Here is a 13,493-nt window from a genome sequence, read left to right on the forward strand (position 1 = left end):
GATTTTTACTTCCGGCCGCAGATGAGGTAGTACTGGTAACTGCGTACAATCTGTTCGCCTAAAGGCATGTTTTCTTTCTGGGCCTCTCTTACCTCTTTCAGGTCAAAAACCTGGATTTTTTCAAAACCCGTATTCGACAGGTACTCCTTCACTTTTTCAAGTGGAGCCCCTCCGGCGTGGGGAGCCGGGCTTTAAGTTCATCCGAATATCCGGCGTGCCCTTTTCTGGGATCTTTTCTCTCAAGCAGAAGGGTTAAAAGGGCGCCTGCACTTCTGCGGACTCTGGACTCCAGGGTCCCGCTGTCCCACACTCCATCTATAATCACAACCTTCCCATTTTTCCGGAGAACCCTCTTCCAGTTCTCGATGGCTTTTTTTGGGTTCGGAAGGGTCCACAGAAGATGGCGGCTGAACACAATGTCAAAAGAGGATGTATCAAAAGGAGGGTTTTCTGCGTCTCCTTCCTCAAAGGTTATGTCAGCTCCACGGGATTCAGCCTTTGTTTTTGCTGTTTTCAGCATCTGTCTGGAAATATCAATTCCAGTAACCTTATGCCCCATCTCAGCAAACAGCAAGCTTAATTCTCCTGTCCCGCAGCCGACATCAAGAATTTTTAAATCCTTTTTCGGAAAAACTTCCTGAAAAGCACGCTTCCAGGCATCTTTTTCTCTCTGGCTCTGAATCCCGTGCCCGGCATGAGTATCAAAAGTTTCGGATGCAAGGTCCCATTTATGGGCTACCATCTCTTTGATCTGGATTTCTGAAGAAGACATCAATCAGTACTTGCCTATCTTATAATTAATAATTTTCTATTTTGTAATACTAATTGTAATTATTATCTTTTTTTGTAACATTAAGTTCCAGTGTTATTATTTTTGTGATTACAAAAACGATACTGTTATCTACGGATGTCTTATCTGGTACACGGTTGAAAATTAGAAGCTTCTCTTTTTCGAGGGGTTTTACGCCATGAAAGCTTGTTTCAGATGGCTAAACTTCTTCACGCTAATTTTTCTTTGTATCGTTTTTATGCGATCATAACATGGCAGGTTGAACTCGGGTCTGGGCACAGGATAGAAATTCCTGAAGATTTCAGACAGGCTGCCCGGAACACTAACATATTTTGTTTCCCAGGGACAAGCGGGATTTTGTTAAAAAAGTTCTCATTATTCTCTGTTTTTAAAGGAAAATCTCTTTTTGATCGATAATTTTATAAAATACCTGTTTATATATTTTGAGCGCGAAAGCCCTGTCTTCCGCTTTTATAGATATGTTGAGCTTTACATATCTGGAAGTTGTAGAGTTCTGGCTGGTGTTTTTTTCTGTGTCCGGCCGATTACGTGGGACTCTGTCCTTTATGTTGAAACTTCGCCCCAACCCATATTACAAATATAAATAAGTCCTGTAAAAAAGTTACCTATAAATACAGTGTATCCTTCTGCGTTATGTTGGAATTTACATAATTAATTTCTCTAAATCACCTGATTGTCTAACATTTACCTTATTTACTTTATCTATATTCAATATCTTTAGCGTTATGTTTATTTGAACATAACGGTGAAACCCACGGTGGTGTACACATTGCATAAGAATTCAGATCAAGAGAAACACAACATGGAAGCGATCCTGAAGCAGGTAAAGGACCCTGAGTTGCTTTCACAGATTGAAAAGGTCGTCCCCTTTCACGGCTTCCTTACCTCAGGGGCATTAATTGGCATTCAGATGCTCAATATTGCACGAAGGGAGCTTAATGTCCGGGAAGGGGAGCGCATATACGTGACCTGCGAAACAAAAAGCTGCATGCCCGACCCCTTCCAGATCCTCTCCGGAGCCACAATCGGGAACGGCGGGTTGAAGATCAATAACTTTGGGAAAATGGCGGTCACGGTAAACAAACAGGCACCTGAAGGAGTGAACGGCATAAAAGGTATCAGGATCTACCTTGATCCTGAAAAAACGAAAGACTATCCCAAACTCCATGCTTGGTACCTTAACACTGAAAAGTTTCACCATGAAGAAATTGTGCCTATCCTTCTGGAAGCCGGGGAAAAGGTGTATTCCTGGAAATTTATGGACCTGGAAGTTCCGGTTAGAATGAAAAAGCGGATACAGTGCTGCGAAAAATGCGGTGAAATGTTCATTCAACACGATAATGAGCTGCTGTGCGGCGGATGCACAGAATAACGTTGAGAGGTAAATAAAATGCAAGATGAGATGCGATTGTCAGTCTTTTCCGAGAAAAAAGACCGGCAGCTGGTCTATAAGCCTGAAAAATGTATTGGCTGTGGGACCTGCGTACAGGCATGCCCCAAAGGCACCCTTTCTATAGGTGCCGTGGGAGCTGTAGCTAGAGGGTTACTGGATGCTGATTTTCTTGAAATGGCAAAAAGTGAAGAGTGCCTTGTCTGTGGGATCTGTGCAAAAGTCTGCCCCACAGGCGCTCTTGAATTGAAGCAGGAAGGAAAACCCCTCACAGACATGTCCTATATCTCAAAGGCAGTGAGGCCAACGTCAGTAACCGAAAGCTGCGTCCACTGCGGTCTCTGTGAGGATATCTGCCCCCAGGGCTGTATTGAGGTTACCCGGAAAATTTCAGCAGACGGAAAACTGAAGCTGGTCGGAAAGACCCATATTGATACCGAGTGCTGCGTCCACTGCGGCTGGTGTGCTGCAGTATGTCCTGTAAACGCTATTTCCGTGGAAAAGCCCTTTGAAGGGCGCTGGACCAGGGCTGAAGATGTCTGCCAGACCTGCCACACATGTATTGATGTCTGTCCTGCAAATGCCCTTTTCAATAAAAAAGCAAAATCCGGAGAAAGGGTTGAAAAGATAACACACCGGCCTGACGCCTGCATTTACTGCGGAGCCTGTGCGGTTGCCTGTCCTGTGGATGCCATTGATGTCCGAAAAACTGCAATTCTTCCGGAAATGGAGAAAAAGGGTGTCCTCGAGAAAAAGCTGATTGAAGCTCCTGTCCCTGCCGCCGCGCTTCGCACCCGCATCGAAAAGGATGAATATGCTTGCCTTGGCTGCGGAAACTGTGTGATCGTCTGTCCGGTAAACGCTCTCGATAACCGCGAACTTGCTGCCGGCTACCTGTACGAAATGGATGAAAAAGCTATCCTTGAAGTCAGAAACGGGAAAGTTTCGGTCGTAAACCAGGAACGCTGCGGAGGGGATGGGACCTGCGCCCTTATCTGCCCTGTAAATGCGGTCTGGCTTGTGAAAAAAGAGGTGGAATAAATGGCAGGAACAATTGCAATCAAGAACGGATACGTCTTTGATCCCCTCAACGAGATAAATGGGGAGAAAATGGACATCTTCATCAGGGGCGGGAAAGTAGTAAAAGAGCTTTCTGCAGCCGAAATGAAAACGTCAAAAGTTATCGATGCCTCAGGAATGACCGTTATGCCCGGAGGGGTTGACTCCCACTCCCACGTTGCAGGTGCAAAGGTTAATGCCGGCAGGTCGATGCGCCCTGAAGACCACTATAAAGCAAATCTTAAGAAAACTGCGCTCACCCATTCAGGTTCAGGATATACCGTCCCCTCTGTTTACAAACAGGGATACGATTACGCAGCAATGGGCTACACAACGGTTTTTGAAGCTGCGGTTCCTCCTCTCGAAGCCCGGCACACCCATGAAGAAATGTGTGCAACTCCGCTTCTTGATATGGGCGGTTACCTTGTTCTCGGAAACAACTTTTTCCTGATGCGCTACCTCCGGAACGGCGACATGGAAAAGGCGGCTGCTTATGTTGCCTGGATGATGAAGACCCACAAGACCTACGGGATCAAATGTGTCAACCCCGCGGGAGTTGAAAACTGGGCATGGGGCAAGAACATACATTCTCTTGACGAAACCAACATCCACTTCGAGGTCACCCCAAGAGAGATCATCAAAGGGCTTACTGAAATCAACGAAACCCTCGGCATGCCGATGCCCCTCCATCTGCATGCAAACAACCTGGGACACCCTGGCTGCTATGCAATTACCAAGGATTCCCTCAAAATCCCTGATGGGGTAAAGACAAAACAGAACATGGATGTCGAATGGGCGGAAACCAAAATGGACCCTTCAAGGGACCGTTCCGTATACCTCACTCACATGATGTTCAACAGTTTTGCAGGCACAACATGGGCAGACTGCGAATCCGGTGTTAAGGATATTACAGACTACATAAACAACAGGGACCATGTGGTAATCGACAGCGGATGCACTCCTTTCGGAGAAGCGACAGTCATGACAGGAGACGGACCTGCCATCCACGATATTTATGCCCTTACAGGAAACAAATGGTCGAACACTGACGTTGAAATGGAATGCGGCTCAGGCGTCATTCCATTTACCTACCTCAAGTCCAATCCTGTTCACAGCCTGCAATGGGCAATGGGTCTTGAATGTCTCCTGCTTATAAATGACCCCTGGAAGACAATCATGACCACAGACAGTCCCAACGGCGGGCCGTTTACTAAATATCCTGAGGTTATGACCTGGATCATGTCCGAGGCTTTCAGGAAGCAGACTTTTAGCGAGTGCCACAAGTGGGCAAATGACAGGAGTGCACTCGGTGGCGTAAACCGTGAGCTATCCCTCTATGACCTTGCGATCCTTACCAGAGCCAACCCTGCAAAGACAATCGGTATGGTTCACAGAAAAGGTTCTCTCGGTGTGGGTGCGGATGGAGACGTTACAGTCTACAACATAAACCCGCAGCAGCTTGACGCAAACAATTATGAAGCTCTTCTCAGGGCTTTCAGGAAGGCAGAATACACCGTAAAGGGCGGCGAAATCGTTGCTGTAAAGGGAGAGATTGTTTCCCTGCCCGAGAAGCGGACTTACTATTCCGAAGTGCATGTTGAAAACGAGCGGGAAAAAGAGATGCTGGCTGACGTGAAGGAGTGGTTCAGGTACTATACTCTTGGTTTTGCCAACTACCCTACTCCGGAGAAATATCTGGAAAACCCAACTCCCATACAGGTTAACGGTGAGAGGTGAAGTCATGACAGAGGGAGTACTTATTCATAAAAAAACTGAAACCGGAAAAAGTGCCGGAGAAATGGAAGAAGTAACGCTTATTCCTAAAAAAGCGATTGACATTAAACTGGAAGCAGATGTTATAACTCCTGATTCCTTTGCAGGCAAAAGTGCCGCAGAAATAGGGATGCTGTCCGTCTGGCAGGGCCCAAAGACCTATCCCCTTTCCGATTTCTTTGAAGTGGTAGGCAAAGCAGGCAGTTCTGCAGCCGAGACCCTGATACGCATAAAAGGCGATGCGATGAGGATCAAAAGGATCGGAGAAGGCATGAGTGCAGGAAAAATTGAAATCGAAGGTTCTGCAGGCATGCATGTCGGGACAGGAATGAAGGGAGGAGAAATCGTCGTTTACGGAGATGCTGATTCCTGGGCTGGCATGGAAATGCTTGGCGGGCTCCTGCACATTAAAGGCAATGCAGGTGACCATGTGGGCTGTGCTTACAGAGGAAAGTGGCACGGCATGAAAGGCGGACGCATAGTTATCGAAGGCTCTGCAAGGCACCAGCTTGGAGGCGGCATGGACGGCGGCGAAATTCTAGTGGAAGGAAACGTTGAAGGTTTCTGCGGGATCCGTCAGAACGGCGGGCTCATCGTTGTAAATGGTAGAGCTCTCCGTGGAGTGGGCGCAGAAATGGCAGGCGGAACCATAGTTATCGGGGGTAAAATTGAACGCTTCTCCCCTGGTTTCGAATATGTGTCCATGGAAAATAAGGTCACTTCGGGTGAGATTGAGCTGATAGGCGACTTCAAGAAATTCACAGGGGACTATGCGATCAGCAAGAGGGCAAAAGGAGCTCTCTATGTATCTATAAACGCAAACCCGGAGCTCTGAGGTGAGAAGCATGGAAGTAATACTCATTACCGGAAGTACGATTGATGAAGGCAGGCTTGCCAAAGGCGGAGACAAATTCACGGATGATTACACTATGGAGTGTGCGTCCTGCTGGATTTCCCCTGTAGATTTTGTATCTCTCTGCTCCCCTGAGAAGGTAAAAGTAACAAGCAGGAACGGGAAACATTCGATTGTCGTTTATTCTAAATGCACTGATTCTGTCCAGCCAGGGCAGGTGTTCATGCCGAGGGCTATCTGGTCGAATGTTATCATCGATCCTGATACCCTTTCTACGGGCTCTCCTCTCTATAAGGGTGCTCCCGTATATGTCGAACCCTCAGATGAAGATGTTCTCAGCGCCGAAGATGTAGTATTGAAAGTTTATATCGGAGGGCAGTAAGCATGATTTACAAAAACATAGTCTGTCCGGTCTGCGGGGCATCCTGTGATGATATCCAGGTTGAGTTCGGAGACGGAAAGATCGAAGCCAGAAATGCATGTAAAATGGGGAACGCCAAGTTCAAGGAGGTTGTAAGTTCCCACAGGCTCAGGCAGCCCCTTATAAAGGCTGGCGGAAAACTGACCCCTGCAGCCTGGGACGAAGCCCTTGAAAGAGCTGCCGATATCCTTGTTTCGGCAAAGCGTCCTCTCCTTTTTATGGGCAGTGAAACCTCATGCGAAGCGCATGAAGTAGGGCTCAAAATAGGGGAATACCTTGGCGCAATTGTTGACTCCAACGCTACCATCTGCCACGGGCCAACTGCAATGGGAATCCAGGAATCAGGAAAAGTCGGTGCAACCGAAGGTCAGAAGAAAAACAGAGGTGACCTTATTGTTTACTGGGGAACCAACCCTCTTGAATCCATGCCAAGGCAAATGTCAAGGTATGGAGTTTTCCCGAGAGGCTACTGGACCAAGCGCGGGCGTTTTGACAGGACAGTTATTACTGTGGACCCGAGAAAAACCCCTACAACCGAAGCTTCCGATCTGCACGTACAGCTCAAACCCGGTTCGGATTATGAACTGATAAGTGCACTTCTCACCCTGCTTCACGGGAAAGTTCCCCACCCTTCAGTAGAAGAGATCACAGGAGTTCCCATCCCTGTCATGGAAGAGATGCTCGATATGATGAAGAACTGCAACTTCGGTGCCATTTCAGTTGGGCTCGGCCTTTCTTCGTCCATAGGAAAGCACAGGAACGCCGAAATTGCCATGAACCTGGTAAAGGAGCTGAACAATTATGCCAAGTTCACCCTCGGAGCTCTAAGAGGCCACTGTAATGTTGCAGGCTTTAACCAGGTCGCTTCTTACATGTACGGCTACCCGTTCGGGCTTGATTTCACCCGCGGGCACCCGCGTTACAACCCCGGGGAATACACAACCGTTGACGTGCTGAGGGAAAAAGATGTGGATGCAGCTCTTGTGATGTGCGCTGACCTTGTCTGCCATATCCCTGCGGACTGTGCTTCTTATCTTGCAGAAATCCCGATGGTCTGCCTGGACATTGCTCCCTGCCCGACCACAGCGGCTTCGGATATCGTGCTTCCGGGAGTCATTGACGCCATGGAATGTGACGGAACTTTCTACAGGCTCGATGACGTGGCAGTGCACTTCGAACCTTTCACAAGCTCGCCTTTCGAGTTTACGAAGAGCAACGAAGACACCCTGAAGCAGCTCTTTGAGAAGATTAAGGCAAGAAAGTAGTTTGAGTTTGTTTTCATGGATTTTTCAGTTGAGATCGCACAAAACAAACAGATGATTTGAGAGTGATAAAAAGCTCTCACCTTTTTTTCTTTTTAGTTTCCTGTGGACACAATGCCGGGTCTAGTGACGAATTTTCCTTCAATATTCTGTGATTTTCATAACTGCGACTGCAGTTGAAGTTTAAGCAATTATTTAATACGTGCGTGTACATCTATTACTTGCTAGAACTGGCTGAACCGCCAGTTAACAAAGCATTGAACAAGGAGTATGGGAAAAATGTCACAGGATAATAAAAACGATAAATCTTACTACGTTATCATTGCTCTGTCAATTGTTCTGGTGCTGATGTCGGCAACGATATACGCCATTTCACAGAGCGGGTCCGAAAAGGGTGCGGAAAATACTATTTCCATGAGTGGGTATGCTGAACAGAAAGTTGTCCCCGACACTGCAACATTGAACATAGGTGTTGTAGTTCAGTCTGAAACTGCAAAGGAAGCGTCCGATAAAAATGCAGCCCTTATGAGCGCTGTAATGGCAGAACTCAAAGCAATCGGACTGCAGGACAGGGAAATAAAGACATCCTATGTTTCCGTGTACCCGGTATACAGCTATGCGAATGATACGCAAACAATCACAGGTTACTCTGCATCCAACAGCGTGCAGATCACAACCACAAAACTCGACAAGCTGAGTGAGATCATTGACAGGTCCACAGCCGCCGGAGCTAATGAGATTGGAAGCATTTCCTTCTCAGTATCTGATGAAAAGCAAAAACAGCTTAGTGAAGACCTGATGAATGAAGCAGTAGCAGATGCATCATCAAAAGCCAATGCGCTTGCTAAGAGCCTGGGTGTTAAGATAACTGGCGTGCAGACCTCATCTGTAAGTGAAAGCAGCGGCTCCAGAGTATATTACGATATGGCAATGGAAGAAAAGGCTACAGGAGCAGCTTCCACTCCTATCCAGCCAGGCGAGTCTACCGTTTCAATGTCAGTACAGGTAACGTACTACATTGAATAAGAAATTAGGATTAAGTAATTTGAACACTGAGGTAACAAATGATCAGGGGCTGCAGATGACAAATGTTGTTTGCAGCCTCTCAGATCATTCTTTTTCTATCAATCAGTTCCCTTATGAGTTGTTTTGTATAAGGTTTTCGCGATTGAATATTTTTTACTCTCCAGGGTTACACTATAATATGGAATTAGCTCAGGAGAAAAGCCCATAATAAAATCCACAAATGCAGGAACATTTGCTGCCATTACATTCATGTATTCGAAGTTTCGGGACTTCAGGTCAAGAAATTCATTATGATACAGAAGAGCAATGGGGCTCAGATGAGCAAAATCCGGGTTCAGGGCTGAGGTCCAGATTACAGCGCATTTTTTTCCGTATAGATTTAAGTGAGCTGCAACAGCTTCACCTTCAGGGGTCTCTGAGATAAACATGTATCCAGTGTTTTTTTCCTGAATCAGCTTAAATACTCTATCATAGAATTCCCTGGGAAGGGGAGGCTCCAAATTCTGTTTTTCATGGGCCAGTGAAAGCAGACTGTAATATGTTTCAGGGTCATTCAATACCCTGGTTTTAAGCCCTGCCTCAGTTGCAGTTTTAAGTTCTGTCTTTCTTTCCGTTGAAAGCTTGCTGTCTATGTTTTCTTTCAGGTTCAGATAATGGGTGTAATGCACGGAGGAATCCCATCCATTCCATGTAAACGGTCTTATATCCTCAAATCCTGGAGCAAATGTTAGATGAATGCTGTCAAATCCCTGCTTGCAGAGAAATTCCCTGAGCGGATTGAGGATTTCGTGAGTTTCCTGTACCCTTTTAGATGCTCTGGAACTGGCACTTTCTTTTATAAGAGGCCCACTGTAGCTTGTCATTCTACAGTTTGAACTTGCCACTTCCAATATTCCCTTTATATTTTTAACAAAAAGGGGGCATCCTCCCACAAGCTCTCCTTTTCTGAAGCAGCCGTAGATTTTCAGATCTTTTGACAGGGCATCCCTGCAAATTTCGAGCCAGTCACTTGTATGAAAGAGCGTACCGGGTTGAGCTTTTTCTACAAGCAAATCCCATTCTTTGTATTCAGACGGCAGTAATTCTCTGACTTCAATTTCTTCCATTTTAAGCTCCTTAAACTTCCATTTTAAGTTCCATAAGAAAGCGGGTTTGATTCGGAAGCCGCCCGAACAGTCGTTTAACTTCGAAATATTATTGCATGGTATTTGTATTCATAATACATTGATTGTACGCAAATCATTTCAAAACCATTTTTATTTGCAATTTTTTTAATTTTATTGGGATAATGTGAATACCCCAGAATGTCTCTTGGGCGTCTTTTCAAGCTTGCTGATATTGAGTTTTTAATCCCGCAAACCACTTTGCTTACTATTTTCCGGCAGCTTTTATCCTGTGAAAACAGCCCCATTTTCCATAAGGGGTATAGGCGAGGGTCCAGCATGTCAAATAATACTATTTTACCCCCTTCATTAAGATATTTTGATGCATTGAAAAGAAAATCATCAATTTCCTGATATGTCAGGTACTGAAATACTCCGGCTGCAGTTATTCGGTCGAAGGAAGAGTCCAGCTTGTCCCAGACAGTTTTGTCGTCAGCCAGAATTAAAGTTGTATTTTCACAATTTCTTTCCTTTATTCTTTTGCTTGCTTCCTCAAGCATTGATGGGGAAAAGTCAACTCCTATAGTTTTTTCATATTCTGGCGCATAGTATACCAGAAGTTCTCCGGCTCCGCATCCAAAGTCAAGAATGGTTTTCCCGCCGTCCAGATGGAATAGTTTTTCCCTTGCTTCCATAGCAAGAAATTCTTCAGCTGATGATCTGTGCCCTCCCCTTCTCTTATCTGCAAAAAACTCTTCCCATACGTTTTTTGGCTTTAATACCTTTTTTTCATATTCTTCTGAAACGTTTTGTTCATATCCGGCAGACCTGTTTTTTTCATAAATTCCAGACACTTTTTTTTCATGCCCCACAGACATATTTTCTTTAAACCCCCAGATATTGCCTTTTTCGATACGCCTCTCTATGCAATCTGAAATTAACTATACAATCCGGTTTGTTACAGCATCCGGTTTGTTACATTATCAAGTTCTCTCAGTTATTTTCCCCAAAATAACCCAAAACCGTAAAAATGTACTGAAGAGTTCTATTTTTATCGATATATATAAATTTCTCTGGCGGCTGAAACTTCTTCAAATTTGTTTTTTAATATTCATTACTTCCCGGTTATGTCTTTCTTTCTGTTCATAAATATGAATCTCTTCCCAATTTATTCTAAACATGAATCCCTATGGTTTCAAAAATGTGTATCCTTTGAGTCATAGTTTCTCGTTTCAAGCGAATAAAGTATAAAATTAGAAAATTTAAAAAGTATTTTATGCTCTGCCAATGTCTTATGTAAGGAAATTTCGCAGTTGAGCTCTAATGTATAGTTTAGCTTGATGTATAGTTAAATTTATGAAATAACTAATAAGGTCTGATCTGAATGCTTAAAAGAAGGTATATTGGCAAATGGCTGATGCTTATCTTTTCTGTTTCTGTTTTTTTGTGTGTTTCTGCAAGTGCAGATGATAACGAATCGAAAGGCACTGATTATGATGACATCTCCAATTCTGTAAAGGATTTTGCAAATGATCCCTCGTTTATAGCTTTCAGAGGAACCATACCAGAAACGGTTGATCAGGAGTGGAAAAATTCAATTACAGATTGCTGGCTAAATCTTAACAAAATAGGGTCTTCATACTCTGAATTTGACAAGTCTATAAAAAGTGTTGCAGTCGGTCATGTAATAATAATTGAACTGGGCTCTGCCTATAAAGGAGAAGTAGACAACTCCAGAATTGACGAGATGTATCAGAAAATTGAGAATTACTGTGAAGAGCAGGAAGGGGTAAGTGAAATTCCTGTGGTCTTTATGTGGGCTCTGGATGAGGAGGACCTTCCATTGCCGGACTACGGACCTCAGATTTTTGAAGAAGCTAAGAAGAATCCATTGTTCGTAGCTGCTCGAGGAACAATGCCTGTAATTACAGATTCCAGTGAAAAAGCGGAATGGACAGATTCACTTGTTCAGTGTAGTCGGTCACTTTCTAGCCCTTCTAAAGCGGATACAGGAATTAACCCGTATTTTGCTTCATCCGGTGGCCCTGTGAGCACCTTCGGAACCGACATTAATGGATATTTAGCAGTGGGTTTCGAGGGATACAGTTCCGAAAAAGTAAATGAATCATTAATTGACGAGATATATAAGGTAATAGATGAACAATGTGAGCAGGAAGGCATCAGTGATGTACCGGTGGTTTTTGAGTTTGAAGGCTACGAGGTTGAAGAAGTAGAACTTTTACCGGAAGATGAGATCCCAAATGTGAGTGAAAGTGATGATTCCAGCTTATCAGGTAATGAAGAAGAGACTGCTGGTAATAAGATGATCAATCAAACACCCGGCTTTACTTCAATAATGACTATTCTAGGGCTTTTATCGTTGCTGACAATCAAGCGTTCATAACGTTTTTTAAGCCCTGTTTTGCCAGCTTTTTTAGATTTCTTCTGGATTTTTTGCTTTTTTTCTCCAGCATAATTATTTTTCTTTTTACTCTCTTTTTCTGAAAGCCACTTTTTCCCCGCAGTACTGGTGCAGTTTCTTAGTGCCTCCAGCCTCGCTGACCACCGTAAGCATTGTTAAGGGATCAATAATTCTGGTCCCCATTATTGCAGTAATACCTCTACTGAAGAACGGGGCAGGGTAAAGAGGCGCGCTTGGACCCAGCAGGACAACTTCCCCTGCTGCACCCCGGAATGAAATAAGTTCGTCAAAAGTCCGGTTGGCGAGGGTACTTGCACTGAGAATAATCACATCCGACGCGGGGATAATCTCTTTTGCTTTTTCCGATGGGATAATCGTGGTTTGAGGTGATTCTATTTCACGCTTTTCAAGGACAGTAAGTTTATCTGTAATTTTCAGGATTTTCGGAACGAGAGGCCCGAAATAGCCTACCATTGCAACCCTGTCTTCTGGTTTTATAAGGTCAATTTTCACTCAAAAATCTCTTAAGATAGAATTTCAATGATATGTCTGAACACACATAACGGTTAATAAGATTTTTTCTAAAAACATGGTATGCAAATATCATTTAAAAAGTAGTATGAGATTCAGGCTGCTTCTCAGTCCTGAATTCTTAAAAAATAAAGAAAAGGCGTTTTCCTTTCTATTTAAAGCTCGGAGATTCTCTGACTGTATTTCTCGAGTTCTTCAGCCCCTCTTTCTCTTTTCATGGCGCTGGCTTCGTAAACTATGAAGGAAGGCAGGACTTTCATTCCCATATACTCAAAGACGCAGTGGGTTACGGATTCCATATGTTTGTGAATGTCCCCGTGTGCCCCACCTTCGGAATACATCTCTTTTGGAGCTCCGGTAGTAAAGGCGAGCATTGCAGATTTTCCTTTGAAGAGCCCGGTATCGTAGGCGCTGTTAGTAACAGGATTAAAACCAAACCCCGGAGCCAGAACACGGTCTATCCATCCTTTCATTATGGCTGGCATGGCTGTAAAGAATATAGGGAACTGAAAGATCAGCAGGTCAGCCCATTTCACTTTTTCCATCTCTTCTTTAATATCGGGTGAAAAAGCCCCTGTTTTTGAGGCTTTGATGGCTTCGAGGAAGGGATTAAATAAATCCGGATTTTTTCTATCAGTAAAGTCTGAAGCTTTCAATACAGGGTTAAATTCCATTGCATAAAGGTCGGAGAGCTTTACTTCGTGCCCTTTTTCCTTCAGGGCAGAGAGAGCTGTATCTTTCATGGCAGCGTTAAAGGACTTCGGCTCAGGATGTGCAAAAATATAAAGGACTTTCATTTTATTCCCCCTTATCCCATGAAATTCGTTTCCCTGAATAAATAA

The 13,493-nt window shown here is 44.3% G+C and carries 14 protein-coding genes; 8 read left to right on the top strand and 6 right to left on the bottom strand.

The window, feature by feature from the left end; translation table 11 throughout:
- Nucleotides 1–5: 5 nt before the first annotated feature.
- Complete coding sequence (locus PLL47_RS02190) at nt 6–152, bottom strand: hypothetical protein (protein WP_324444297.1); 147 nt, start codon at nt 150–152, stop codon at nt 6–8.
- Nucleotides 149–772 carry a class I SAM-dependent methyltransferase gene (locus PLL47_RS02195; RefSeq protein ID WP_324444299.1) on the bottom strand — a complete coding sequence of 208 codons (624 nt, stop codon included), beginning with the start codon at nt 770–772 and terminating at the stop codon, nt 149–151. The genes PLL47_RS02190 and PLL47_RS02195 overlap by 4 nt, the downstream gene beginning before the upstream one ends.
- A gap of 841 nt (nt 773–1,613) precedes the next feature.
- Between PLL47_RS02195 and PLL47_RS02200 the strand changes: the two genes are divergently transcribed.
- The 7 genes from PLL47_RS02200 (at nt 1,614) to PLL47_RS02230 (ending at nt 8,595) form a co-directional block, all read left to right on the top strand.
- Complete coding sequence (locus PLL47_RS02200; protein WP_324444301.1) at nt 1,614–2,183, top strand: FmdE family protein; 570 nt, start codon at nt 1,614–1,616, stop codon at nt 2,181–2,183.
- An 18-nt stretch (nt 2,184–2,201) separates the two neighbouring features.
- Complete coding sequence (locus PLL47_RS02205) at nt 2,202–3,242, top strand: 4Fe-4S binding protein (protein WP_324444303.1); 1,041 nt, start codon at nt 2,202–2,204, stop codon at nt 3,240–3,242.
- On the top strand, nt 3,243–4,997 hold the full coding sequence (locus PLL47_RS02210) for a formylmethanofuran dehydrogenase subunit A (protein ID WP_324444305.1): 1,755 nt from the start codon (nt 3,243–3,245) through the stop codon (nt 4,995–4,997).
- Nucleotides 4,998–5,001: 4 nt separating this feature from the next.
- A complete protein-coding gene (locus PLL47_RS02215; RefSeq protein ID WP_324444307.1) occupies nt 5,002–5,868 on the top strand; it encodes a formylmethanofuran dehydrogenase subunit C in 867 nt (288 codons plus the stop codon).
- Between the two features lie 10 nt (nt 5,869–5,878).
- Nucleotides 5,879–6,268 carry a molybdopterin dinucleotide binding domain-containing protein gene (locus tag PLL47_RS02220; RefSeq protein WP_324444309.1) on the top strand — a complete coding sequence of 130 codons (390 nt, stop codon included), beginning with the start codon at nt 5,879–5,881 and terminating at the stop codon, nt 6,266–6,268.
- Between the two features lie 2 nt (nt 6,269–6,270).
- A complete protein-coding gene (locus tag PLL47_RS02225) occupies nt 6,271–7,572 on the top strand; it encodes a formylmethanofuran dehydrogenase subunit B (protein WP_324444311.1) in 1,302 nt (433 codons plus the stop codon).
- 276 nt (nt 7,573–7,848) lie between these two features.
- The gene (locus PLL47_RS02230; RefSeq protein WP_324444313.1) at nt 7,849–8,595 is read left to right on the top strand and encodes an SIMPL domain-containing protein; all 747 of its coding nucleotides are present in this window, start codon (nt 7,849–7,851) and stop codon (nt 8,593–8,595) included.
- Nucleotides 8,596–8,693: 98 nt separating this feature from the next.
- Here PLL47_RS02230 and PLL47_RS02235 read toward each other — a convergent pair whose 3' ends face one another.
- Both PLL47_RS02235 and PLL47_RS02240 read right to left on the bottom strand, forming a co-directional pair.
- Nucleotides 8,694–9,701, bottom strand: a complete 1,008-nt coding sequence (locus PLL47_RS02235) for a GNAT family N-acetyltransferase (protein ID WP_324444315.1) — start codon at nt 9,699–9,701, stop codon at nt 8,694–8,696.
- 74 nt (nt 9,702–9,775) lie between these two features.
- Nucleotides 9,776–10,576 (bottom strand): class I SAM-dependent methyltransferase, encoded by an 801-nt coding sequence (locus tag PLL47_RS02240; RefSeq protein ID WP_324444317.1) that lies wholly within the window; start codon nt 10,574–10,576, stop codon nt 9,776–9,778.
- A 506-nt stretch (nt 10,577–11,082) separates the two neighbouring features.
- Between PLL47_RS02240 and PLL47_RS02245 the strand changes: the two genes are divergently transcribed.
- Nucleotides 11,083–12,102, top strand: coding sequence for a hypothetical protein (locus tag PLL47_RS02245; protein ID WP_324444319.1), 1,020 nt, complete (start codon nt 11,083–11,085; stop codon nt 12,100–12,102).
- Nucleotides 12,103–12,186: 84 nt separating this feature from the next.
- Here the strand turns inward: PLL47_RS02245 and PLL47_RS02250 are convergent, their stop codons facing one another.
- On the bottom strand, nt 12,187–12,633 hold the full coding sequence (locus PLL47_RS02250; protein WP_324444321.1) for a Rossmann-like domain-containing protein: 447 nt from the start codon (nt 12,631–12,633) through the stop codon (nt 12,187–12,189).
- Nucleotides 12,634–12,806: 173 nt separating this feature from the next.
- Nucleotides 12,807–13,448 (bottom strand): NAD(P)H-dependent oxidoreductase, encoded by a 642-nt coding sequence (locus tag PLL47_RS02255; RefSeq protein WP_324444323.1) that lies wholly within the window; start codon nt 13,446–13,448, stop codon nt 12,807–12,809.
- Nucleotides 13,449–13,493 lie beyond the last annotated feature (45 nt).

The organism is Methanosarcina sp. (genome assembly GCF_035390745.1).
Classification (GTDB): Archaea; Halobacteriota; Methanosarcinia; order Methanosarcinales; family Methanosarcinaceae; genus Methanosarcina.